The 23,813-nt window shown below is 70.3% G+C and carries 20 protein-coding genes and 3 tRNA genes; 9 read left to right on the top strand and 14 right to left on the bottom strand.

Going from position 1 to position 23,813, the window contains the following annotated elements; genetic code table 11:
- Positions 1-200 precede the first annotated feature (200 nt).
- A complete protein-coding gene (locus ACWGO0_RS02770) occupies positions 201-449 on the top strand; it encodes a DUF3073 domain-containing protein (protein WP_453526912.1) in 249 nt (82 codons plus the stop codon).
- A gap of 134 nt (positions 450-583) precedes the next feature.
- Here ACWGO0_RS02770 and purM read toward each other — a convergent pair whose 3' ends face one another.
- The 9 genes from purM to purS all read right to left on the bottom strand — a co-directional run bounded on the left by purM (position 584) and on the right by purS (position 10,119).
- Positions 584-1,657 (bottom strand): phosphoribosylformylglycinamidine cyclo-ligase, encoded by a 1,074-nt coding sequence (gene purM / locus ACWGO0_RS02765; protein WP_453526909.1) that lies wholly within the window; start codon positions 1,655-1,657, stop codon positions 584-586.
- A 60-nt stretch (positions 1,658-1,717) separates the two neighbouring features.
- Positions 1,718-3,244 carry an amidophosphoribosyltransferase gene (purF, locus tag ACWGO0_RS02760; protein WP_453526906.1) on the bottom strand — a complete coding sequence of 509 codons (1,527 nt, stop codon included), beginning with the start codon at positions 3,242-3,244 and terminating at the stop codon, positions 1,718-1,720.
- 396 nt (positions 3,245-3,640) lie between these two features.
- Entirely contained in the window at positions 3,641-4,468 is an 828-nt protein-coding gene (locus ACWGO0_RS02755; RefSeq protein WP_453526903.1) for an META domain-containing protein, read from the bottom strand.
- A gap of 37 nt (positions 4,469-4,505) precedes the next feature.
- A complete protein-coding gene (locus ACWGO0_RS02750; protein ID WP_453526900.1) occupies positions 4,506-5,306 on the bottom strand; it encodes a sterol carrier family protein in 801 nt (266 codons plus the stop codon).
- Positions 5,307-5,327: 21 nt separating this feature from the next.
- Positions 5,328-6,215: a M23 family metallopeptidase gene (locus tag ACWGO0_RS02745; protein ID WP_453526897.1), complete on the bottom strand. Its 888-nt coding sequence runs from the start codon at positions 6,213-6,215 to the stop codon at positions 5,328-5,330.
- Positions 6,216-6,277: 62 nt separating this feature from the next.
- Positions 6,278-6,817, bottom strand: coding sequence for an ArsR/SmtB family transcription factor (locus ACWGO0_RS02740; protein ID WP_453526894.1), 540 nt, complete (start codon positions 6,815-6,817; stop codon positions 6,278-6,280).
- A gap of 103 nt (positions 6,818-6,920) precedes the next feature.
- Complete coding sequence (purL, locus tag ACWGO0_RS02735) at positions 6,921-9,170, bottom strand: phosphoribosylformylglycinamidine synthase subunit PurL (RefSeq protein WP_453526891.1); 2,250 nt, start codon at positions 9,168-9,170, stop codon at positions 6,921-6,923.
- A complete protein-coding gene (gene purQ, locus ACWGO0_RS02730) occupies positions 9,167-9,871 on the bottom strand; it encodes a phosphoribosylformylglycinamidine synthase subunit PurQ (RefSeq protein WP_453526888.1) in 705 nt (234 codons plus the stop codon). Before purQ ends, purL begins: the two co-directional genes overlap by 4 nt.
- On the bottom strand, positions 9,868-10,119 hold the full coding sequence (purS, locus tag ACWGO0_RS02725; RefSeq protein WP_145798409.1) for a phosphoribosylformylglycinamidine synthase subunit PurS: 252 nt from the start codon (positions 10,117-10,119) through the stop codon (positions 9,868-9,870). The genes purQ and purS overlap by 4 nt, the downstream gene beginning before the upstream one ends.
- 386 nt (positions 10,120-10,505) lie before the next feature.
- Here purS and ACWGO0_RS02720 point away from each other — a divergent pair, with 386 nt between their 5' ends.
- The 8 genes from ACWGO0_RS02720 (at position 10,506) to ACWGO0_RS02685 (ending at position 15,245) form a co-directional block, all read left to right on the top strand.
- Positions 10,506-10,841: a histone-like nucleoid-structuring protein Lsr2 gene (locus ACWGO0_RS02720; protein WP_453526885.1), complete on the top strand. Its 336-nt coding sequence runs from the start codon at positions 10,506-10,508 to the stop codon at positions 10,839-10,841.
- Between the two features lie 152 nt (positions 10,842-10,993).
- Positions 10,994-11,065 (top strand) — tRNA-Gly (locus ACWGO0_RS02715).
- Between the two features lie 79 nt (positions 11,066-11,144).
- Positions 11,145-11,217, top strand: a tRNA-Gly gene (locus ACWGO0_RS02710).
- Between the two features lie 169 nt (positions 11,218-11,386).
- On the top strand, positions 11,387-12,343 hold the full coding sequence (locus ACWGO0_RS02705; RefSeq protein WP_453526882.1) for an ABC transporter ATP-binding protein: 957 nt from the start codon (positions 11,387-11,389) through the stop codon (positions 12,341-12,343).
- Positions 12,340-13,110, top strand: a complete 771-nt coding sequence (locus ACWGO0_RS02700; protein WP_453526879.1) for an ABC transporter permease — start codon at positions 12,340-12,342, stop codon at positions 13,108-13,110. The genes ACWGO0_RS02705 and ACWGO0_RS02700 overlap by 4 nt, the downstream gene beginning before the upstream one ends.
- Before the next feature lie 9 nt (positions 13,111-13,119).
- Positions 13,120-14,523, top strand: coding sequence for a sensor histidine kinase (locus ACWGO0_RS02695; RefSeq protein WP_453526876.1), 1,404 nt, complete (start codon positions 13,120-13,122; stop codon positions 14,521-14,523).
- A complete protein-coding gene (locus ACWGO0_RS02690; protein WP_453526873.1) occupies positions 14,520-15,146 on the top strand; it encodes a response regulator transcription factor in 627 nt (208 codons plus the stop codon). Before ACWGO0_RS02695 ends, ACWGO0_RS02690 begins: the two co-directional genes overlap by 4 nt.
- Positions 15,147-15,169: 23 nt before the next feature.
- Positions 15,170-15,245, top strand: a tRNA-Gly gene (locus ACWGO0_RS02685).
- A gap of 88 nt (positions 15,246-15,333) precedes the next feature.
- On the opposite strand, the gene ACWGO0_RS02680 is transcribed toward ACWGO0_RS02685, so the two are convergent.
- From ACWGO0_RS02680 to ACWGO0_RS02660, 5 genes are all read right to left on the bottom strand, one after another.
- Positions 15,334-16,248, bottom strand: a complete 915-nt coding sequence (locus ACWGO0_RS02680; RefSeq protein ID WP_453526870.1) for a phosphoribosylaminoimidazolesuccinocarboxamide synthase — start codon at positions 16,246-16,248, stop codon at positions 15,334-15,336.
- 93 nt (positions 16,249-16,341) lie between these two features.
- The gene (locus tag ACWGO0_RS02675; protein ID WP_453526867.1) at positions 16,342-17,805 is read right to left on the bottom strand and encodes a N,N-dimethylformamidase beta subunit family domain-containing protein; all 1,464 of its coding nucleotides are present in this window, start codon (positions 17,803-17,805) and stop codon (positions 16,342-16,344) included.
- 245 nt (positions 17,806-18,050) lie between these two features.
- Positions 18,051-19,754, bottom strand: coding sequence for a hypothetical protein (locus ACWGO0_RS02670; RefSeq protein ID WP_453526864.1), 1,704 nt, complete (start codon positions 19,752-19,754; stop codon positions 18,051-18,053).
- 372 nt (positions 19,755-20,126) lie between these two features.
- Positions 20,127-21,422, bottom strand: coding sequence for a phosphoribosylamine--glycine ligase (gene purD, locus ACWGO0_RS02665; protein WP_453526861.1), 1,296 nt, complete (start codon positions 21,420-21,422; stop codon positions 20,127-20,129).
- Between the two features lie 83 nt (positions 21,423-21,505).
- The gene (locus ACWGO0_RS02660; protein ID WP_453526858.1) at positions 21,506-23,779 is read right to left on the bottom strand and encodes a DNA polymerase III subunit gamma and tau; all 2,274 of its coding nucleotides are present in this window, start codon (positions 23,777-23,779) and stop codon (positions 21,506-21,508) included.
- Positions 23,780-23,813: the final 34 nt, after the last annotated feature.

The raw sequence follows: 23,813 nt of genomic DNA, 5'->3' as shown, positions 1-23,813 counted from the left end.
TCGCAGTTGACCAGCGAGGACGGGGCTCCTCGCCGGGTCGCTTCCGGGGCACTTCATGCGGGCGGCGTACCGTATGGCCACGGAAGCAGGTACCGTTAAAGCCCTACAGGCGCGGTCTCTCAGCCGGGAGTCCGTCCTGAAACATGAACGCGTGTCAAGACTCTGGGGCCGTCGAGCCCCGTCACCGAGGGGGTCGAGCCATGGGGCGCGGCCGGGCAAAGGCCAAGCAGACCAAGGTCGCCCGTCAGCTGAAGTACAGCAGCGGCGGGACTGACCTGTCGCGTCTGGCCAATGAGCTGGGCGCATCACCTTCGAGTCAGCCACCGAACGCTGAGCCGTTCGAGGACGACGACGAGGAAGATGACCCGTACGCACAGTACGCGGATCAGTACAACGATGACGACGACGAGGACGATCAGTCCGGTCCGTCGTCACAGCGCCGCGCTTGACCTCGCGCTGACACAACAACCCGGTCCGGGCCTGCTCGGACCGGGTTTTGTGCTGTCCTGACGCACCCGGGTCCGGCCGGCGCCCGATGACGGCGTGGGTCACCGGACGATCCCGGTGACCCATCCCGTACTGCCTACTTCGCGTAGTCGCCCACGAGCTCGGCGCCCGAGGTGTGCGCACCCCGGTCCGTGATCTCACCGGCGACCCAGGATTCGACACCCCGGTCGGCCAGCGTCGTGAGCGCTGCGTCCACCGAGTCGGCGGGGACGATCGCGATCATGCCGACGCCCATGTTGAGCGTCTTCTCCAGCTCCAGCCGCTCGACCTGTCCGGCCTTGCCGACCAGGTCGAAGACCGCGCCGGGCGTCCACGTGGAGCGGTCCACGGTGGCGTGCAGCGCGTCCGGGATCACCCGGGCGAGGTTGTTGGCCAGACCGCCGCCTGTGACGTGGCTGAAGCCGTGCACCTCGGTCGTACGGGTCAGTGCCAGGCAGTCCAGCGAGTAGATCTTGGTGGGCTCCAGGAGCTCCTCGCCGAGCGTCCGGCCGAACTCCTCGACCTGACGGTCCAGCGACCAGCCGGCGCGGTCGAAGACCACGTGGCGGACCAGCGAGTACCCGTTGGAGTGAAGACCGGAGGACGCCATCGCGATGACCGCGTCACCCTTACGGATACGGTCCGGGCCGAGCAGGTGATCGGCCTCGACCACGCCCGTACCGGCGCCCGCCACATCGAAGTCGTCGGGGCCGAGGAGGCCCGGGTGCTCGGCGGTCTCGCCGCCGACCAGGGCGCAGCCGGCGAGGACACAGCCTTCGGCGATGCCCTTCACGATGGCCGCGACACGCTCGGGATGCACCTTGCCGACACAGATGTAGTCGGTCATGAAGAGCGGTTCCGCGCCGCAGACGACCAGGTCGTCGACGACCATGCCGACGAGGTCGTGGCCGATGGTGTCGTACACGCCCATCTGACGGGCGAGGTCGACCTTCGTGCCGACACCGTCGGTGGCGGATGCGAGGAGCGGACGCTCGTAACGCTTGAGCGCCGAGGCGTCGAAGAGGCCGGCGAATCCGCCCAGGCCGCCAAGTCCCTCGACTTCAGCCCGCTTCGTCTTCTTCACCCACTCCTTCATCAGCTCGACGGCACGGTCACCGGCTTCGATGTCGACGCCCGCTGCCGCGTAGGAAGCACCTGTTGTCTCAGACATTGCCTGGGATCTTTCGTGTGGAAATACGGGGCTGGTGGGGGAAGCGCCGGTCGTTCCGGGTCACGGACGACGCAGCGCGTCGGCCGCCGCGGTCGCGGCGGGGCCGGCCGCCAGCTCGGTCTCCAGCAGCTGCTTGCCCAGCAGCTCCGGGTCCGGGAGCTGCATCGGGTATTCACCGTCGAAGCAGGCGCGGCAGAGGTTCTGCTTGGGGATCGTCGTCGCCTCGATCATCGCGTCGAGCGAGATGTACGAGAGCGAGTCGGCGCCCATCGAGGTGGCGATCTCGTCGACCGACATGCCGTTGGCGATCAGCTCGGCGCGGGTCGCGAAGTCGATGCCGAAGAAGCAGGGCCACTTGACCGGCGGGGAGGAGATCCGGATGTGGATCTCGGCTGCACCGGCCTCGCGGAGCATCCGGACCAGTGCGCGCTGGGTGTTGCCGCGGACGATCGAGTCGTCGACGACCACCAGGCGCTTGCCCTTGATGACTTCCTTGAGCGGGTTCAGCTTGAGGCGGATGCCCAGCTGGCGGATGGTCTGGGACGGCTGGATGAAGGTCCGGCCGACGTAGGCGTTCTTGACCAGTCCGGCGCCGAACGGGATTCCGCTGGCTTCCGCGTATCCGATCGCGGCAGGGGTGCCGGATTCCGGAGTCGCTATGACCAGATCCGCCTCGACCGGGGCCTCGGCGGCCAGTCTGCGGCCCATCTCCACACGGGAGAGGTAGACGTTCCGCCCGGCGATGTCGGTGTCGGGGCGGGCCAGGTACACGTACTCGAAGACACAGCCCTTGGGCTTCGCTTCCGCGAAGCGGGAGGTGCGCAGGCCGTTCTCGTCGATGGCGATCATCTCGCCCGGCTCGACCTCACGGACATAGCTGGCACCGCAGATGTCGAGGGCGGCGGACTCGGAGGCCACCACCCAGCCACGCTCCAGGCGCCCGAGGACCAGCGGGCGGATGCCCTGCGGGTCGCGGGCGGCGTACAGCGTGTGCTCGTCCATGAAGACGAGCGAGAACGCGCCCTTCACCTCGGGGAGCACCTTGGCGGCGGCTTCCTCGATGGTGAGCGGCTTGTCGTCGTCATCGGTCTGGCCGGCGAGCAGCGCGGTCACGAGGTCGGTGTCGTTGGTCGCGGCCACCTGGGTGGCGCGGCCGTCCCTGCGAGGGAGGTCGGCGACCATCTCGGCGAGCTGGGCCGTATTGACCAGGTTGCCGTTGTGACCCAGGGCGATCGAGCCGTGCGCGGTGGCACGGAACGTCGGCTGCGCGTTCTCCCACACCGAGGCACCGGTGGTGGAGTAGCGGGCATGACCGACCGCGATATGGCCCTGGAGAGATCCCAGAGAGGTTTCGTCGAAGACCTGCGAGACCAGTCCCATGTCCTTGAAGACCAGGATCTGGGACCCGTTGCTCACTGCGATGCCCGCGGACTCCTGTCCACGGTGCTGCAGGGCATACAGTCCGAAATAGGTGAGCTTGGCGACCTCTTCGCCCGGAGCCCAGACACCGAAGACGCCACAAGCGTCCTGGGGGCCTTTCTCTCCGGGGAGCAGGTCGTGGTTGAGTCGTCCATCACCACGAGGCACACCACCGAGTGTAGGCGAGATCGACCACCGGTCCGAATTCGCTGCCTGTCACACATGGGCTGTTGAAGCACTGCGGGCGTGCGTGGAGGCCGCTCCGGACGAGCCCCCCACGCACCCCCGGACGATCACTCCGTGTGATCGCGGGGCGGTGGCCGGACAGGCCGCCTGCACGCTTTGGGCGGCAGGCGCCCGGATTGGCGGCGGGTTACCGCTCGGTTCAAGCCATCGGCCGCACCGGGCCGTCGAGCCCGTGTCGTGGCACTCGGTGACCCGGGGACCCGTCGCGGGAACCGCTGGCCGAACGCTCGTTTCGTGGCGAGCCTCACACCACGGGGCGGCCGGGAAGTGCCCGGGAGGGAGCGGACGGGACGGATTCCGGGGCGCTGCCTCTTGCCCTCACTTCTCGCCCTCAGAAGCGGAGGCACTGATTCCGTTGCCGTTCTCGGCGGTGAGGGACAGGGCGTGGTGGTCGATCTCGTACGTCGTCTTCCCCTTGAGGACGGCGAGCATCGACCGCTCGACATCCATCTCGGCCTCCCCGCACATCTTCCGGGTGGAGGCGATCGGCCCGAAGGTGATGGAGGAGCCGGCGACCGTCGCCTTGCCGTGGAAACTGTTGCAGCCGAGGTTGCCCTCCACCGTGCCGTCCTTGCCGAAGGTGAGGCGCGCCTTGTCCCGAGTTTCGGCGGGCAGGGACTCCGCGGTCTCGCCCTTGGTCAGGGTGGTGACGGTCCAGGTGGTGCCGGTGAGGGGGGCCGGGGGCTCGGACGTGAGGGTGATGGTGTCCCCCTTGGTCGTGGTCAGGGTCAGGGTCTTGTTCACCACGGCGGCCTTGAGGGTGCCGGTGAACGCGCGGGACATGGCGTTCTCGAAGTCCTGCACGTCCTTCTCGCACGCCATCTCGGTGGTGGTCCCCTGCCCGAGGGTCACCTTGTCGCCCTCGATGCGGGCATCGGCCGTGTAGTGGTTGCAGCCGAGGTTTCCGGTCGCCCGGCCCTTGGGGTCGATCTCGACGTGGGCACCGGCCGGTGCGGTGGACTTCTTCCCGTCGACCGTCAGGGACTCGACGCTCCAGCGGACGTCGGTGACGGGCAGGTCGGTCCGCACAGTGCCGCTGCCGTCGCCGGCTCCCGTGCCGGAGCCGGTTCCGGAACCCGACTCCGTGCCGCAGGCGGCGAGGGTGAGGAGGGCCAGGACGCTGACAGCCATACGTTGCGTGTGCATGGCCCTGGGACGGATCGGGGAGGCGATCCGGTTCCCCTCAGCTCATCAGCGGCAGCAGTGCGGCGAGATCGGCCCGCTCACCGCTCGCGCTGACCTCCGCCGCTTCGAGTGCGTCCGCCCAGCTCGTACGGCCGGTGGCGAGCCGGGCCCAGACGAGCGGCCCCGTCTCGACGACGTTGGGCGGTGTGCCACGGGTGTGCTTGGGGCCGCCGATGCACTGGACGACGGCGAAGGGCGGGATCCGTACCTCGACCGAACCGCCCGGGGCCTTGTCCGCGAGGGCGTCGGCGAGCAGCCGGGTGCAGGCGGCGAGTGCCTGCCGGTCGTACGGGATGTCCAGGCCGGTCGCCGCGTTGAGGTCGTCGGTGTGCGCGACCAGCTCGACGGTGCGGGTGACCAGGAAGTCTCCGAGCCGCATCGTCCCGGCCCTGGTCGCGACCAGCCGGTCCCCGGGTACGGCGGGCACCAGCGCGTCGAAGCAGCCGGCGACCTCCTCGTACAGCGCGTCGAGGTCCGGGTGAGCGGCGGCCAGTGCCCTGGTGTCGTCGGCGATGCCGTCCGCGCGGCCCGCTGTGGAGAACGGCCACTCCAGCAGGGCGAGACCGGGCTTCGGACCGACCGGTTCGGGCAGCTCCAGGCTGGTCGTGACGCGGGAGAGCGCCATTGTGAGGTGTGCGGCGAGCTCCTGCACGGTCCAGTCCCCCAGCCTGGTCGGCAGTGCCAGCTGCTCGGGCGTCAGGGCACGGACGGCTTCCCGGACATGGCCGAACTGGGCCAGGACCGCGGCCCGGGTTCTGATGGCGTCATACGTGCGCAAGCGCTTCTTGGCCGGAGGCATACGGGGGCAACCAACGGGCGGCTACGACCATTCCCGGAGGTCTGCGACGGAAGAAGCGGGGGGAAGGTCTCCCGTGGAGTCCCCTGCCGTGGAGTCCCCTGCTGTGAAGGACTCGCCGTTGGCCGGTACGCCTATGCCCCGCCAGGTGAACGGGACACCGCGTGCCACATCCAGGTCCGGGTCGTCCATCAGCTGGAAGTGGACGTGCGGCTCGGTGGAGTTGCCCGAATTCCCGCAGCGGGCGAGCTCCTGCCCGGCCCGGACCGTGTCCCCCGCCTTCACCAGGAGCGAGCCGCGCCGCAGGTGGGCGTACATCGCGTACGTACCGTCGCCGAGGTCGAGAACGAGGTGGTTCCCGACGATTCTGTGCGCGCTCGTCATATCGCGGACCGAAGCCTCGATCAGCATCAGATAGGCGAGAGCCGGACCGGAGTTGCGGCTGAGGTGGTCGCGCTGACCGTGGCTCGCTCGCACCACGGTGCCGTCCGCGACCGCGAGCAGCGGGGCGTCGAAGGCCGGGAAGTCGCGGTTGCGGCGGACGACCGGCCACAGCCATCGGAACGCCGGGCGGACCATGGCCTCTTCGCCCTCCGGTTCGGCCACGATGTCGATCGCGTACGTCTGTCCGTAGCCGTGTGTGCCATGGCTGGGCACCTTGTCCGCCGGGCTGTTCAGCGCGGTCCAGCGGCCGGTCACCGGTGACTCGACCTCCACCGGAGGAACCGCCTTCGCACCTGCCGTACGGCCGCGGCGGCCCACCACGAAACCGATGACGATCGCGATGGCCGCCGGCACGAGCGGCAGCTTGTAGGGGATCAGCGGATCGGCCACGAAGCTCATGATCACCAGCACGACGAAGGCGATCCAGCAGCAGCGGTACAGAATCATGGCGGCTTTGCGTACGGACATGGTCATGGTGATGGTGTCCCCCTCGGTCTGTCGGCTCGGTGTGGGTGCGGGATCGGCTCGGCTCAGCGTCTCCCCGCCGTCAGCACCACCAGGAGCGGCACGACCCGGGCGCCCGGCACCTCGTACCGTCCGCGGCCCGTCGTGTGCAGCCAGCCGGCACCGGCCAGTTGGCGCAGATGGTGGTAGATCTGGCCCGTCGTACCGACCCCGTCGAGGCCGGTCAGCTCGGCGGCGGTGCGGTGGCCGGCGAGGATCTCGCGCAGCAGGCGCAGCCGTACCGGATGGCCGAGGGCTGACAGGGACTCGGCGGCGTCCGACCAGTCCCCCGGATCCTCGTCCGAGCCCAGCAGCTGTGCGGTGAGTGCGCCGTACTGCCACTCGTACTGCTCGCCCGTCGGCAGGCGCACCGCACCCGTGTAGAGCACTCCGCCGTCGGCCGTGGCGTCCCCGGCGCCGTCGAGCTGCCGTTTCAGCCCATCCAGCGCCCAGAAATCGGCGTCGACGCGGGGCCCGTCCGCGCGGGCGGCAGGCTCCGCACCCGTCGGCCGCTCCAGCGCGGCAAGGCGCCGCTCCAGCTCGGTGACACGCTCCTCAAGCTCCATGACAGCATATTACGTAATTACGTAATCCCGCACAAGAGGGCAACGAAGAAGCCCCTGCCCGGACATCCGGACAGGGGCTTCAGCGGAACGTGAGCGGTACGGCTCAGCCGAACAGCGCGGGAATGATCGCCTCGTGCGCAGTGCGCAGCTCGCTCAGCGGAATGCTGAACTCGCCCTGGACCTCGATCTCCTCGCCGTCCACGACACCGATCCGGGTCACGGGCAGACCCCGCGCACCGCACATGTCGTTGAAGCGGAGCTCCTCGCTGCGCGGGATCGAGACGATCGCGCGCCCGGCCGACTCGGAGAAGAGGAAGGTGAACGCGTCGAGACCGTCCGGCACGACGATCCGTGCACCCTTCCCACCGCGCAGGCAGGACTCAGTGACCGCCTGGATCAGGCCGCCGTCCGAGAGGTCGTGCGCCGCGTCGATCATGCCGTCGCGGGACGCCGAGATCAGGATCTCGCCGAGCAGCTTCTCGCGGCCCAGGTCGACCTTGGGCGGCATGCCGCCGAGGTGCTGGTGGATGACCTCGGACCAGGCCGAGCCGCCGAACTCCTCGTGCGTGTCACCCAGCAGGTAGAGGAGCTGGCCCTCTTCCGCGAAGGCGACCGGCGTACGCCGCGTGACGTCGTCGATCACACCGAGCACGGCCACGACCGGCGTCGGGTGGATCGCCGTCTCGCCGGTCTGGTTGTACAGCGACACATTGCCGCCGGTGACCGGGGTGCCGAGCTCCAGGCAGCCGTCCGCGAGACCACGGGTGGCCTCGGCGAACTGCCACATGACGTCCGGGTCCTCGGGCGAACCGAAGTTCAGGCAGTCCGAGATCGCGAGCGGCTTGGCGCCGGACGCGGCGACATTGCGGTACGACTCCGCCAGCGCGAGCTGCGCACCCGTGTACGGGTCGAGCTTCGCGTACCGGCCGTTGCCGTCGGTCGCCATGGCCACGCCCAGGTTCGACTTCTCGTCGATCCGGACCATGCCGGCGTCCTCGGGCATCGCGAGCACGGTGTTGCCCTGCACGAAGCGGTCGTACTGGTCGGTGATCCAGGACTTGGATGCCTGGTTCGGGGAAGCGACCAGCTTGAGGACCTGCTCGCGCAGCTCGGCACCATCGGCCGGACGGGCGAGCTTGCCCGCGTCGTCGGCCTGGAGCGCGTCCTGCCAGGAGGGACGGGCGTACGGGCGGTGGTACGTCGGGCCCTCGTGGGCGACGGACCGCGGCGGTACGTCGACGATCTGCTCGCCGTGCCAGAAGATCTCCAGCTGCGAACCCTCGGTCACCTCACCGATGACGGTGGCGATGACGTCCCACTTCTCGCAGATCTCCATGAAGCGCTCGACGTGCTGAGGCTCGACGATCGCGCACATGCGCTCCTGCGACTCGCTCATGAGGATTTCCTCGGGCGAGAGGGAGGAGTCGCGCAGCGGCACGGTGTCCAGCTCGACGCGCATACCGCCGGAGCCCGCGGAGGCCAGCTCGCTCGTGGCGCAGGAGAGCCCGGCGCCGCCGAGGTCCTGGATGCCCGCGACCAGCTTCTCCTTGAAGATCTCCAGGGTGCACTCGATGAGGAGCTTCTCCTGGAACGGGTCGCCGACCTGGACCGCGGGGCGCTTGGTGGGCTTGGTGTCGTCGAAGGTCTCCGAGGCCAGCACGGAGACGCCGCCGATGCCGTCGCCGCCGGTTCGGGCGCCGTAAAGGATCACCTTGTTGCCGGGGCCGGAAGCCTGGGCCAGGTGGATGTCCTCGTGCTTCATCACGCCGATGCAGCCGGCGTTGACGAGCGGGTTGCCCTGGTAGCAGGCGTCGAAGACGACCTCGCCGCCGATGTTCGGCAGACCGAGACAGTTCCCGTATCCGCCGATGCCCGCGACGATGCCCGGCAGGACACGCCGGGTGTCGGGGTGGTCGGCCGCACCGAAGCGCAGCGGGTCGACGACCGCGACCGGACGGGCACCCATGGCGAGGATGTCGCGGACGATGCCGCCGACGCCGGTGGCCGCGCCCTGGTAGGGCTCGATGTACGAGGGGTGGTTGTGCGACTCGACCTTGAAGGTGACCGCGTACCCCTGGCCGACGTCGACCACACCGGCGTTCTCGCCGATGCCGACGAGCATCGCGTCGTTCTCGGGGACCTTCTCGCCGAACTGCTTGAGGTGGACCTTGCTGCTCTTGTAGGAGCAGTGCTCGGACCACATCACGGAGTACATGGCGAGCTCGGCACCGGTGGGACGGCGGTCCAGGATCTCGCGGATCTTGGCGTACTCGTCCTCCTTGAGGCCGAGTTCCTTCCAGGGCTGCTCGGCGTCCGGGGTCTCGGCCGCGTGCTTGACCGTATCCAGGCTCATGCGTTGACCAGCTTCTTGATGATCGAGGTGAAGAATCCGAGACCGTCGGTGCGACCGGTGCCGATCAGCGGCTCGACGGCGTGTTCCGGGTGCGGCATCAGACCGACGACATTGCCCGCGGCGTTGGTGATGCCGGCGATGTCGCGGAGCGACCCGTTCGGGTTGCTGTAACCATCAGCGGCTTCGCCGGTGGCCAAGTAGCGGAACGCGACGCGGCCCTCGGCCTCCAGCTCGTCGAGCGTGCGCTCGTCGGCGGTGTACCGGCCGTCCACGTTCTTCAGAGGTACGGAGATCTCCTGGCCGTCGGAGTAGTCCGAGGTCCACGCGGTCGCCGCGTTCTCCACCTTCAGCTTCTGGTCACGGCAGATGAAGTGGAGGTGGTTGTTGCGCAGCATGGCGCCGGGCAGCAGATGTGCCTCGGTCAGAATCTGGAAGCCGTTGCAGATGCCGAGGACCGGCATGCCCGCCTTCGCCTGCTCGATGATGGTCTCCATCACCGGCGAGAAACGGGAGATGGCTCCGGCCCGCAGATAGTCGCCGTACGAGAAACCGCCCGCAAGGACCACGGCGTCGACCTGGTGCAGGTCCTTGTCGCGGTGCCAGAGGGATACGGGTTCGGCGCCAGCGATCCGGACGGCCCGCAGGCTGTCCCGGTCGTCGAGGGTGCCGGGAAAAGTGACGACGCCGATACGAGCGGTCACTTCTCCTCCTCCACCTTCACGACGAAGTCCTCGATGACGGTGTTGGCGAGGAAGGTCTCGGCCATCTCGTTAATGCGGGCGAGGGCTGCGGCGTCGACCGGCCCCTCGACCTCGAGCTCGAAACGCTTTCCCTGACGTACGTCCGCGATTCCTTCGAAGCCGAGACGGGGCAGTGCGCGCTGCACAGCCTGTCCCTGCGGGTCGAGGATCTCCGGCTTGAGCATGACGTCGACTACGACGCGTGCCACTGGCACTCCCGGTGGTGTGGTGCGGCTGTGTCTCCGGGGGGTTCCCCAGACCCCCGCGGGTCCACTCAGCGTACCTGGCCAGAAATTCTACGCGGGTAGATATCGGACGGCGCAGATCACGCCGAGATATCGGTAGCGACAACATGCGGGGAAAGTCCTGGAAAAATAATCCTCACCGGATTGCACCGGCGTCTTCGTGCGGACACGCTGAAACAATTGCCTGGGCTTCACAATGCGGCACCCATCGCTGTACAAATGATTACCAGGGGAAAGCCTCATCACCCCAGGAACAGTCGACGCCAGTCGATCCGCATCCGCCTAACAGCCGGAAGGCCGGCATCACCGCATGTCAGACGCGGCGGTGCCGTAGGAAAGGACCGATATCCGTGGCTCAGCGCGTAGTGGTTACGCTCTCCGACGACATCGACGGGGGAACAGCGGCGGAAACGGTCACCTTCGCCCTGGACGGGAAGTCGTACGAGATCGACCTCAATCCCGCCAATGCGAAGAAACTGCGCAAGACGCTGGCGCCCTACATGGCGGCCGGCCGGAAGCAGACAAATGCCGGCAAGCACGGCAAGACTCCCGTCTCGTACCACCACACGTCGCTCGCTCCCGACCCGGCGGCCGTGCGCGCCTGGGCCCGGTCGCACCGGATGGAGGTGCCGGCCCGGGGCCGGATTCCCAAGAAGGTCTACGAGGCGTTCCACGCCGCCAGTTGAGAGGCGCCGCCGCGGAAGCCCCCTCCCGGCGCCCGCTCCGGACTCTCCTCGCGACACCCGCGGGGAGCCGACTTGCGCGACACCCCTGCAGGTCGGCTAGAGTCTGGAGCACGCCGAGGGGCGAGGCCGAAAGGCCGGATCCCGAGCCGCGTGCGGGTGTAGTTCAGTAGTAGAACATCCCCCTTCCAGGGGGAAGGCGCAGTGTGCAATTCCTGTCACCCGCTCTGCATCACACTGTCTGACCACTTAGTGGATCAGGTAGAGTGGTGAGCGCTCCACCGGTGAAAGCCGAGTGGCAGCAATGCGGACGTAGCTCAGTTGGTAGAGCGCAACCTTGCCAAGGTTGAGGTCGCCAGTTCGAACCTGGTCGTCCGCTCTTGATCAAAGGCCCTGACCGATTTCATCGGTCAGGGCCTTTGTCGTACGCCTCCTCGGATTTCCCCGATATCCCGCGCCATTCACACCCGGTCCGCCATGACGTTTGTCATGAGCAGTGATGACAGGGCGCACTGCCCCCGGGCCCGTACCGGCGGAAGTCTGAAGTCATGACCAGCGACGACATTCTCAAGCACGGCGCGAGCGCTGCCGTGATCGAGGCGGACGAGGTACGGCGCAGTTACGCCGGCGGCTTCGAGGCCGTTTCCGGGGTCTCCTTCTCGGTGGCCCGGGGCGAGCTGTTCGCCCTGCTCGGGACGAACGGCGCGGGCAAGACCTCCACCGTCGAACTCCTGGAGGGCCTGGCCGGACCCGACAGCGGAATGGTGCGCGTCCTCGGCCACGACCCGTACCGCGAACGAGCGGCCGTCCGCCCCCGGACCGGCGTGATGCTCCAGGAGGGCGGCTTCCCGTCCGATCTGACGGTCGCCGAGACCGTACGGATGTGGTCGGCCTGCACCAGCAATGCCCGTCCCGAGGGCGAGACGATCGAGCTGGTCGGATTGTCCGGCCGCGCCCGGGTACGGGTCAAGCAGCTGTCCGGCGGCGAGAAACGGCGCCTCGACCTAGCGCTCGCCCTCACCTCGCGGCCCGAGGTCCTCTTCCTCGACGAGCCGACGACCGGACTCGACGCGGAGGGCCGGCGCGACACCTGGGAACTGGTGCGGGGCCTGCGCGACAGCGGAACGACGGTGCTGCTGACCACGCACTACCTGGAAGAGGCCGAGGAGCTCGCGGACCGGCTGGCGATCATGCACCAGGGGCGGATCGTGGCATCCGGGACGACCGCCGAGGTGACGGCCGCGCGGCCGTCCCGGATCCGGTTCGAGCTGCCCGAAGGGGTACGCGTGGCTCAGCTTCCGCTGTCGCTGCGGGCCGGCGGCGAGGGCCGCCGGATCGAGATCCGTACCCATCGGCTCCAGGAGTCCCTCCACGAACTGCTCGGCTGGGCCCGGGAGTCCGGCGTACAGCTCGTCGGGCTCGATGCCCGTTCCGCCTCGCTCGAAGACGCGTTCCTCGACATCGCGACGACGGACCCGAAGACCGAGAGGGTGGCCACGGCATGACGAGCACCACGGTTACGAGACGGCTGAGCGCGCTCGGACGCGCCGAGCTGACCCTCCTCATCCGCAACAGGACGGCCGTCTTCGTCGCGCTCCTGATGCCGCTGATCATGATCGTCGCGATGAAGTCCTCACTGGACCGGATGGACCTCGGCGGTACCGGGCTGACCGTGGCCGGCGCGGCCCTGTCCGGGGGCATCGGCATGGTCCTGCTCCAGGTCGTCTACATGAACCTGGTCTCCTCGTACGTGGCCCGGCGCGAGGAACTCGTCCTCAAGCGGCTGCGTACGGGGGAGGTCTCCGACCGCGAGATCCTCACCGGGACCGCCCTGCCTTCGGTTCTGCTGGCGCTCGCCCAGAGCGTGCTGATCGTCGCGGTCGGCACGATCGCCTTCGGTCTCGGGGCACCTCAGCGGCCCGAACTGCTCGTCGCGGGGCTGCTGCTGGGCCTCGTACTGCTGACCGCGCTGGCGGCGGCCACCTCCGCGCTGACCCGCACCGTGCAGACCGCGCAGCTCACGACGCTGCCGCTGTTCTTCGTCTCGATGCTGGGCTCGGGCCTCTTCGTACCGCTGGAGGTCTTCCCCGAGCGGGTGGCCTCGCTGTGCGAACTGCTGCCGCTGACCGGGACGATGACTCTCGTACGGGCCGGCTGGCTGGGCGGCACGGAGAGCCAGGATCTGCTGGGGGCCGCACTGACCACGCTGGCTTGGACCGCGAACGCGGTGTTTGCTGGGCAGCGGTGGTTCCGCTGGGACCCGCGGCGCTGAGGGGTCATTGTGTGGGTACGGGTACGGGGCTGGCGGGGCCGCAGCGGGTTCGACAAGGTTGATCTCTACACACGCTCGACGCTGTACGCCCTGGTGTGGCTGGGAGTCGCCGGGCAGGCGGCACTGTCGGTGACCCGGCCCGTCCGTGCGTCGGCCGACCCCTGGTCGATCGTCCTCAGCTGTCTGCTCGCGGTGGCCCAGGGCGTCCACGCCACACGAATGACGTCGGTCTCCCTGGAGGCGTACCTGGGGCGTGCGACCGTTGCCCGCGCCCAACTGCTGGCCGGCGCGGCTCTGATGGCCGGGAATCTGGCGGCGACGCTGTGGCTCGCCGCCCAGGCCGGGCCCACGGAGTTCCCCGAACTGTGGATCGCGCTCGGTTCGGCCGTGGTGCCCTTCGGCATGTGGACCAGCCTGATCGCACGGCGGCGGACCCTGGCCGCTGCGCACGTGTGCCTGCTCGGGGTGGTGTGCGGGGCGGCCGTGCTCATCGGCGGCGGCCGTGAGCTGGTGACCGGCTGCGTGATGTCGGTCGGCTTCTGGGGCGGCTGGGTCGTGATCACTTCGCGCTGCTCAGCCTGGATGCTGGACGTGATGTGGAAGCTCCGCGAGGCCCGGGACGTGGAGGCGCGGCTCGCGGTCGCGGAGGAGCGCCTGCGGTTCGGGCGGGACATGCACGACGTGCTGGGCCGGAATCTGGCCGTCATCGCGCTGAAGAGCGAACTCGCCGTGGAGCTCGCCCAGCGCGGCAGGCCCGAGGCGGTGGACCAGATGGTCGAGGTGCAGCGGATCGCCCGCGCCTCCCAGCAGGAAGTGCGCGATGTCGTACGGGGATACCGGGAAGCCGATCTGAGTACGGAACTCATGGGCGCCCAGAGCGTGTTGCGGGCGGCCGGGATCGCCTGCACCACCGAGGGCGCCGACCTCCTCACCGGTTCAGGGGCCGACGGGGGGCGGCTGGCGGCGCCGGTGCAGTCGGCGCTCGGCTGGGTCGTGCGTGAGGCGGCGACCAACGTGCTGCGCCACGGCGACCCGCGGCGGTGCACGATCCGGATCCGGCGGACGGAGACCTCGGTGCGGCTGGAGGTCGAGAACGACGGGGCCGTGTCCGCGGGGGCGGCCGGTGCGCCCGGAAGCGGGGATGCGTCGGTGGGCGGCAGTGGCGTTTTCAGCAGTGATGGCAGGGATGGCTGCGATGGTGGCGGTCCGGGTGGGGGCTCGGGCCTGGACGGGCTGCGGGAGCGGCTCGGTGCGATCGACGGTTCCCTGGAGGCCGGCCTGGCGGGCAACGGCCTCTTCCGCCTGACCGCGACGGTGCCGCTGCGGGTGCCGCAGCAGGGGCCGCCCGTACCGGCCGACCTGCCGCCGACCGCCGGCCCGGCGCTCCTGCCGACCCTTCTGGAGGAACGATGACATCCGCGCCACCACACCCCGTTCGGGTCCTGCTCGCCGATGACGAGCATCTGATCCGGGGCGCGCTCGCCGCGCTGCTCGCACTGGAGGACGACCTCGTCGTGGTCGCGGAGGCGGCGACGGGACCCGAGGCGATCGCCATGGCGCTGGCGCACCGCCCCGATGTCGCGGTCCTCGATCTGGAGATGCCGGGGGCGGACGGTGTGAAGGTCGCCACATCGCTGCGGGCCGATCTGCCCGGCTGCCGGACCATGATCGTGACGAGTCACGGGCGGCCCGGACATCTGAAGCGGGCGCTCGCGGCGGGCGTGCGTGGCTTCGTACCGAAGACGGTGAGCGCCCGGCGGCTGGCCGAGATCATCCGTACCGTGCACGCCGGAAGCCGTTATGTGGACCCGGAGTTGGCCGCCGACGCGATCTCCGCGGGGGACTCTCCGCTGACCGCCCGGGAGGCCGAGGTGCTGGAACTGGCGGCGGACGGAGCACCGGTGGCGGAGATCGCCGAGCGGGCGTCGCTGACCCAGGGGACGGTGCGGAACTATCTCTCGGCCGCCGTCTCCAAACTCGGTGCGGAGAACCGTCATGCGGCGGTGCGTCTCGCACGGGATCGAGGTTGGGTATAGTAGGCATCGCGCTTCGGCGCAATGCGAACGTAGCTCAGCTGGTAGAGCGCAACCTTGCCAAGGTTGAGGTCGCGAGTTCGAACCTCGTCGTTCGCTCCACGCAAGAAGGCCCCGGTCCTCGTGACCGGGGCCTTCTTCGTGTCTGCGTGGCGGGGGCCCTGCTCTTGGCAGGGCCCCCGCTACGGCGTTACGACCAGGTGGTGCCGGTCAGCAGCTCGTACGCGTCGATGTACTTGGCGCGGGTCGCGTCCACGATCTCCTGGGGCAGCGCCGGGGGCGGCTGCTCGCTCTTGCGGTCCCAGCCGGAGGCCGGCGAGGTCAGCCAGTCACGCACGAACTGCTTGTCGTACGAGGGCTGAGCCCTGCCCGGCTCCCAGGTGGTGGCGGGCCAGAAGCGCGAGGAGTCCGGGGTCAGCACCTCGTCGCCGATGATCAACTCGTCCTGGCCCTCACCGTTGGTAGCGAAGCCGAACTCGAACTTCGTGTCGGCGAGGATGATCCCGCGCTCACGCGCGATGTCGCGTGCCCGGCCGTACACATCGAGGGTCGTCCGGCGCAGTTGGGCGGCCGTCTCAGCGCCGACCTCCCGGACCACTTCCTCGTAACTCACGTTCTCGTCGTGGTCCCCGACGGCCGCCTTGGTGGCGGGCGTGAAGATCGGCGCCGGGAGCTCGGAGCCGTCGACGAGGCCCTCGGGGAGGCCGAGGCCGCAGACGGTGCGGGACGCGTTGTACTCGACGAGACCGGAACCGGTCAGATAGCCGCGCGCGACGCACTCGACGGGCACCATCCGCAGCGACTTGCAGATCAGCGTGCGGCCGGCCCAGTCCGCGGGGGCTCCGGCGGGGAGCTCCGTGGACAGGACGTGGTTCGGTACGAGATCGGCGAGCTGGTCGAACCACCACAGCGAGAGCTGGGTGAGGACGCGGCCCTTGTCCGGGATCTCGGTGGGCAGGACCCAGTCGTACGCGGACATACGGTCGCTGGCGACCATGACGAGGTCGCCCGCCTCGTTCCGGTACAGGTCGCGCACCTTGCCTGTGTGCAGGTGGGTGAGACCCGGGACCCGCACGGGCTCGGGCTTTTCTACGAAACCGGACACGCTGCCTCCGCGTAGGTTGATCCAGGAGTCGTTCCGATTGTCCCGTATCGAGGTGGCGCGGCGGGGGGCGGGGCCCGGGAGAGTCGCGGAGGCCTAGTCGCGCTTGCAGATGCGGTCGAGCAGGTTGGCCGTGGCGCGCTGGATTCGCGGGTCCACATGGCCGGGGCGGTCCAGTGCCGGGGACCAGGCGAAGGTGCCGGAGGCGAAGACGAGGGCGCCGGACGGGGACCGGTAGAGGGAGGTCTCCTGGTGGCGGGTGGCTCCGTCGCTGTCCCGGTACGGCGAGTGGGCGAGCAGGATGCGGTTCTCGTGTTCGGGGAGCGTGGTGCGCGGGAAGTAGCGGTCGGCCTCGCCCGCCACCAGCCCGTCGATCTCGTCGCCCTCGGTGGCGCCGGTCGCGTCCCAGAGCCAGTGCTCCGCGTTCCGTACGACCAGTGGGTGGGGTTCGGGGACCCGGCCCGCGTACTGGATACCGAGGAGCTGCTGCTCGGCGCGGTCGACCTCGCGCCACAGGGCGGGCTTTCCGGGCCCTCGGCGCTTGCGGCAGGTGAGCAGGCGGTCGGGGACTCCGGAGGCGGAAGGGGAGAGTCCGACCTGCCAGTACATGGTGTTGGCGGAGAGGAAGACGAGCGAGGTGCCGGTGTCGCGGGCGAGCTCGGCGGTACGGCGCATGGGCAGCGACCAGTACTCGTCGTGTCCGGGGAAGACCAGGCCGCGGTAGCGGCTGGGGTCGACGCGGCCCGCGTGCAGATCGCGGGCGTCGGCGTAGGCCAGGTCGTACCCGTACCGCTCGGCCCAGCGGATGAAGTCGTAGGCGTGACCGACGTGGAGGGGCAGTCCAGCGCCCGCGTACGGCCGGTCGAAGGAGATGGTGGCGGCGGCGTCCTCCTCGCCGAGCAGCCGCCCCTGTTCGTCCCAGGCGTGGTAGAGGCTGGCGCCGGTGCGGCCGTCCTCCGGGTAGAGGTTGTACGCCTGCCAGGTGATGTCCGGGAGCAGGAGGAGCAGGTCGGCGGGGTGGTCGTCGCGGACCGTGAAGGGGATGTGGGAGCGGTAACCGTCGGCGGTGGTGAGGACGGCCACGTACGCGCCGACGGACCAGTAGCTGGGGATCTGGAGCCGCCAGGAGAGCCACCAGTGGTGGCAGGAGACCGTGCGGTCCGCGGCCAGCGGGGCCGGCTGGACGATGCCGGAGAGCCGGGGGCTCGTGGTGATCTTGGCGGCGCCGTCGCCACCGTAATGACCGATCCGGTAGACATCGACGGAGAACTGCTGCGGTGGGTCCACGGTGATGTGGAAGTCGATCGCCTCACCGGGGGCCGCGGCGCCGGGCGAGACGAAGCCCTTGATCTGACGGTGCACGTCGTCGGCGGTACGGGTGCCTCCGCCGGTGCCGCCCCGTCCGAGCTCGGGGTCCGCGTACCAGGGGACGACCTGGCCGGTGTCGTCGAAGTAGTTCTCGCTGCCGCGCAGCCAGGGCAGGGGGCCCTGCCCGAAGGGATCGCTCACGGCATGCGCGAGTGCACCCGACTCCCATCGCCGAATCTGCTCCGCCCCCATACCGCTCCCCTCCCTCGAGTCCCCCGGACAACTCTGGTGCGCCGGATGTCAGCGCCGATCCCCAGCACATCACATAACGCATGCACTCCGTCACCGTTCGTCGCGAATTGACGTGAACGGAACCTACCCTTCCGGGTATTGGGGCTGTGGGTCTCCGTGGAACCCGCCTGCTGGGGGCGCCTGCTGGAGGCGGGGGTGCGGCTTCCGTATACGGGTGCCGCACCCCCACCCCCGTACCCCGCCGGTCACACGAGGCGGACGGGCTTGTCCGTGCGGACTCCCACCTCGGAGAGCCACATATGCAGCGGCTCCGCGTCGCCGTCCTCGACCAGGCTGAGGACGGGGCCGCCCAGGTCGGCCCGGCGCTTCCCGTCGACGAGCAGTGCGGGACCGTCGAGCCAGTCGAGCCCGGGGGCCGCGCCCGCCGTGTCGACGGCGGCGCAGCAGACCATCGCCACCACATGGTCGGTGAGCAGCTCCGTGCCCGTACGGGGCGGCTGGAGCGGGAAGAGCGGGAGTGGGTCCGAGCCCCAGAAGTCGAGGGCGTCGGCGCCCGTACCGCTCTTCGCGGAGTCCGCGCCGCCTGCCACCGGCCGGGGCGTCTGGGCCTCCTCTCGGGCCACCGCCGCGCCGATTCCGGCCGCGAGCTCTTCGCCGCCCGCGGGCGAACCCGTCAGATGGCCGATGACGCGGGCCAGGGTGGGGACCGCCGGGTCGGCGGGGTCGGTCGCGGCCGTGGGCGGCACACCCATGGAGTCGAGGACCCGGTGGAGCCGGGCGGCCTCGGCGCGCCATTTCCGGTCGACGACCTCTTCCGGATACTGCTGCCAGTCGACCGGGGACCAGTCGGGACCGTTCTCCGCGGGCCCGCCGTGGAAGAGCCTGGCGGCCAGCAGCGAGGCCGCTTCGTCGGCGACGCCCGGCTCTTCGAGCAGGTCGCAGGCGGGACGTTCACCGAGCCGGGAGGTGAAGCCGTCCGCCAGCCGGTCCCGCCGGGACAGCTCGGTGAGGGCGGAGACGACGCCCGCGTCGAGCCTCGACGGCCAGCGGCCCATCCGCCAGGCGGGCAGTGCGACCCGGGTCAGCAGCCGGTCCCAGCCCGCGTAGGCGAGGCCGACCTGCTCCTGGGCGACGATCCGCAGCCCGTAATCCACGCTCTGGGCCCGCATCGACGCGGCGGAGGCCACGCACCGCTCCATCTCGGCCGCGTGCTCCCGGCAACTGCGCAGCAGAATCCGGGCGACCCAGCCGACGAACGCGAGCGGCAGCCCCCGTATCGCACCCTGTCCGGGCGCGGCTGCGTCGGCGACGGCGGCGTCGAGCCCTCGTACGAAACGGCGGGCCGCGGCTATGTCGGGGTGCGCGGAGGAGCCCGTGCCTGCGACGACCGGGGCGAGGACCGCCCGCAGCTCGGCGACGCGCATCCACCAGAGGAAGGGGGAGCCGATGACGAGGACCGGAGCATCCTGCACGCGACGGCGTGGCCGGCCGGCCACGAGCCCCTTGGCCATGGCCGAGGCGCCCGGCTGCGTGGCGGGGTGCGTACGGTCCTCCAGCCAGCTGTCGCAGTCCGGGGTCAGCGCTATGGCCGAGGGAGCCGGCACTTCGAGCCGGTCGGCCAGGTCCCTGACCAGGCGATAGAGGTCGGGGGCCGACCGCTCCGTAACGGCCACGGTCGGACTGACCGCCGGTCTCGCCCTGGCCACCGCGAAGGCCACCGCGGCGGCGACCAGCAGCACGACGAGCGCGCAGGCCGTCACCGTCCAGCGGACGGTGTCCCAGACGCTGCCGCTGATACGGCCCTGCAGCGACGCGGCCAGCAGCACGACGGCCACGGCCGCGGGCAGGATCGCCACGGCCACTGCTCTGCTGCGGATGCGCAGCAGCGCGAGAGCTCGGGCACGCGCAGCCAGCGCGCCCAGCTCCTCACCCAACCCGGTACCGGACACGGCCGGATGTCACCCCCTCTGTCCCCGCGACGGTGTTGCTCACTCCCCCACTGTGGCACCCGTCACTGACATCGCAATGCCGGTGGGCCAAGTGCCGGAACGCTTGCGCCGCACCCTAGTTGGGACCTCGGCGGGCGTCATCCGGATGGCCGAGTCGTCACCCGATGGAATGGCTTTGGCTAAAGCTGCTGACGCGCCGGTTCTCATGGGTTCGCTGTTCTCCGGTACATGCGGCGCACGGGCGCCGCGCACCCCGGCGTACGGGGCGTACGGCGGTGGGGGTCTGCATACAGCCGTGCCCGGCACCTCCGGGGAGGTGCCGGGCACGTGTGCGGCCGTCGGGCGCGGGCGCGGTGCGCGGGCGGAGCCGGCTCAGACTCCGGTGGTCCCTGCTGCCCCTGCTGCCCCGGCGGTCTCTGCGTCCCGTGCGGCCTTCAGGGCGATGTCCGTACGGTGCTGCGAGCCGTCGAGGCGGATACGGCCGAGCGCCGTGTAGGCCCGCTCCCTGGCCCGGGAGAGGTCCTTGCCCGTCGCGGTCACCGAGAGCACACGGCCCCCGGCGCTGACGACCGTGTCGCCGTCCTGCCTGGTCCCGGCGTGCAGGACGAACGCATGCGGGGCATCCTGTGCCGCGACATCCGCCAGCCCGTCGATCGGGTCGCCCGTGCGGGGCGTCGCCGGGTAGTTGTGCGAGGCGATGACCACGGTGACAGCTGCGTCGTCACGCCAGTTCAGCGGGGGTACGAGGTCCAGGGTGCCGTTGGCGGAAGCGAGGAGTACACCGGCCAGCGGGGTCTTCAGGCGGGCCAGGACGACCTGCGTCTCGGGGTCGCCGAAGCGGGCGTTGAACTCGATGACCCGGACGCCGCGCGAGGTGATCGCGAGGCCCGCGTACAGCAGCCCGGAGAACGGGGTGCCGCGGCGGCGGAGCTCGTCCACGGTCGGCTGGAGGACGCTCTCCATGACCTCGTCGACCAGCTTCGGGTCGGCCCAGGGAAGGGGCGAGTACGCGCCCATGCCTCCGGTGTTCGGGCCCTCGTCGTTGTCGAGGGCCCGCTTGAAGTCCTGGGCGGGCTGGAGCGGCACGACGGTGGTGCCGTCGGTGATCGCGAAGAGGCTGACCTCGGGGCCGTCGAGGAACTCCTCGATGACCACGCGGTCGCAGGCCAGCGCGTGGGCGCGGGCCTCCTCGACGTCGTCGGTGACGACGACACCCTTGCCGGCCGCCAGACCGTCGTCCTTGACGACGTACGGGGCGCCGAAGGCGTCGAGAGCCGCGTCGATCTCGGCGGGGGTGGCGCAGACGTAGCTGCGGGCGGTCGGGACGTTGGCGCCGGCCATGACGTCCTTGGCGAACGCCTTGGACCCCTCCAGCTGGGCCGCCTCGCGCGAGGGGCCGAAGCAGGGGATGCCTGCGGCGCGCACGGAGTCGGCGACTCCGGCGACAAGCGGTGCCTCCGGGCCGACGACCACCAACTCGGCGCCCAGTTCGGTGGCGAGGCGCGCGACGGCGTCGCCGTCGAGCGCGTCGACCGGGTGCAGTTCGGCCACCTCTGCGATTCCGGCGTTGCCGGGGGCGCAGTACAGAGCGGTGACGTCGGAGTCGAGGGAGAGAGAGCGGCACAGGGCGTGTTCGCGGGCGCCGCCGCCGATGACGAGGACCTTCACGGGGTGCAGCCTAGCCGCCGGGGGCCGGACCGCTTGACGGGCTCCGCCCCGTGGACACGGCGGAGGGCGGGTACGCCCCGGGCTCACTGCTCGTTGATGAACTCCTCCACGACCGTGGCGCCCAGCTCGCGGACGATCAGGTCGTGACCGGAGAGCGCCGAGTCGACGAGATCCGGGTCGTCGGCCTCCGGAGTGTCGTCCTCCGGTGCCACGGAGCGCGGCGGCTCGGGAGCGTAGGAGGACTGCGACATGGATTCGCCACCGGGACCGGCACCCGTGCCGCCGGAGCCCGAGGACTGGGACGGCGGGGGCTGCTGCCCCTGCTGGCTCCCCTGATGCTGTCCCTGTCCCTGTCCGTACTGCTGTCCCTGCTGTCCCTGCTGCTGAGCGGGGGGTTCGTACGGCTGCGGCGTGGGCGCGGGCTGGTAGGGGGCGGCCGGCGGGCGTCCCCCGCCGGTCTGCGGCGGCTGGCCGGAGCCGCCGGAGGGGTCGATGACCGCCTCCACCTTCCACTGGGCGTTGAACCGCTCGGCGAGTGCCTGCTTCAACACCTCCTCGCTGCCGCTGGTCGCGAAGTTGTCGCGGGCGCCCGCGCTGAGGAAGCCGATCTGCAAGGTGGTGCCGTCGAAGCCGGTGACCTGGGCGTTCTGGCTGAGCAGGATCCAGGTGAACCGGCGACGGTTCTTGACGGCCTCCAGGATGTCCGGCCACATGTTCCGCACCTGGGCGGCGCCGCCGGCGCCCTGGGCCATGCCCTGACTCGGCTCGGGTGGCGGGGGCGCGGAGGCGGCGGGTGCGGCCTGGGACGGGGCCGGGGGTGCGGTCTGCGCGGGCGGGGTCCGGCCGGGGACGGACGCGGTCGGCCAGCCACCGGGCCGGCGTCCCGCCTCGGCTCCGGCCGCGGCGGGCCACGCCCCGGGCCGCTGCTCGGCGGGGGGCTGCTCAACGGGGGCCGCGGGAGCCACCGGGGCCGGGGGCGCGGGCGCGGGCTGGACCTGCGGGGCTGCCTGCGGGGCGGAGGGTACGGCGGGCGGTGCGGCGGGGGCCTCGCCCCGTACCGCCGCACGCGCGGCAGCGGGTCCGGCCTCGGGATTCCCGGCGGGCTGTACGGCGGCGGGCGGCGCGACCGGAGCCATGGTGTGGGCCTCCGGCCCCGGCACGTACCCCATGGCAGGTCCGGCAGCGGCGGTCGCGAACGAGGCTCCGCGCTCCAGCCGGTCCAGCCGGGCCTGGAGCGAACGCTCGTCGTCGAAGGCGGCGGGCAGCAGGACCCGGGCGCAGATCAGCTCCACCTGGAGCCGGGGAGACGTAGCCCCGCGCATCTCCGTGAGCCCTTCATTAACCAGGTCGGCCGCACGGCTCAGCTCGGCGGCGCCGAAGACCGACGCCTGGGCCTGCATCCGCTCGACGACATCGGCGGGCGCGTCGATGAGGCCCTTTTCCCCCGCGTCCGGAACGGCGGCCAGGATCACCAGGTCGCGCAGTCGCTCCAGCAGGTCGGCGACGAAGCGCCGCGGATCGTTGCCGCCCTCGATCACCCGGTCCACGACCTCGAAGGCCGCGGCGCCGTCACCCGCAGCGAAGGCGTCCACGACGGAGTCCAGCAGCGACCCGTCCGTGTACCCCAGGAGCGAGGTCGCCATGGCATATGTCACACCGTCGTCGCCCGCGCCCGCCAGCAACTGGTCCATGACCGACATCGAGTCACGCACGGAGCCGGCACCGGCCCGGACGACCAGGGGCAGGACGCCGTCCTCGACGTAACTGTTCTCCTTGCCGCACACCTCGGCGAGATATCCGCGCAACGTCCCCGGGGGGACCAGCCGGAACGGGTAGTGGTGCGTACGCGACCGGATCGTGCCGATGACCTTCTCGGGTTCGGTGGTCGCGAAGATGAACTTGAGGTGCTCCGGCGGCTCCTCGACCACCTTCAGCAGGGCGTTGAACCCTGCCGGGGTGACCATGTGCGCCTCATCGATGATGTAGATCTTGTATCGGCTCGAAGCGGGCCCGAAGAACGCCTTTTCCCGCAGGTCACGGGCGTCGTCCACGCCTCCGTGCGATGCGGCGTCGATCTCGATCACATCGATCGAACCCGGCCCGTTGCGCGCGAGGTCCTGGCAGGACTGGCACTCCCCGCACGGCGTCGGCGTCGGCCCCTGCTCGCAGTTCAGACAGCGGGCGAGGATGCGCGCACTGGTCGTCTTTCCACAGCCCCGCGGCCCGCTGAACAGGTACGCGTGATTGACCCGGTTGTTCCGCAGGGCCTGCTGCAGGGGGTCAGTGACATGCTCCTGACCGATGACCTCGGCGAACGACTCGGGGCGATAGCGGCGGTACAGCGCAAGGGACGACACACATACGAGGTTATCGGGGCGGACTGACAACCGG

It is taken from the genome of Streptomyces sp. NPDC055749 (assembly GCF_053617235.1).
This window is presented reverse-complemented; position numbering and strand designations above follow the sequence as displayed.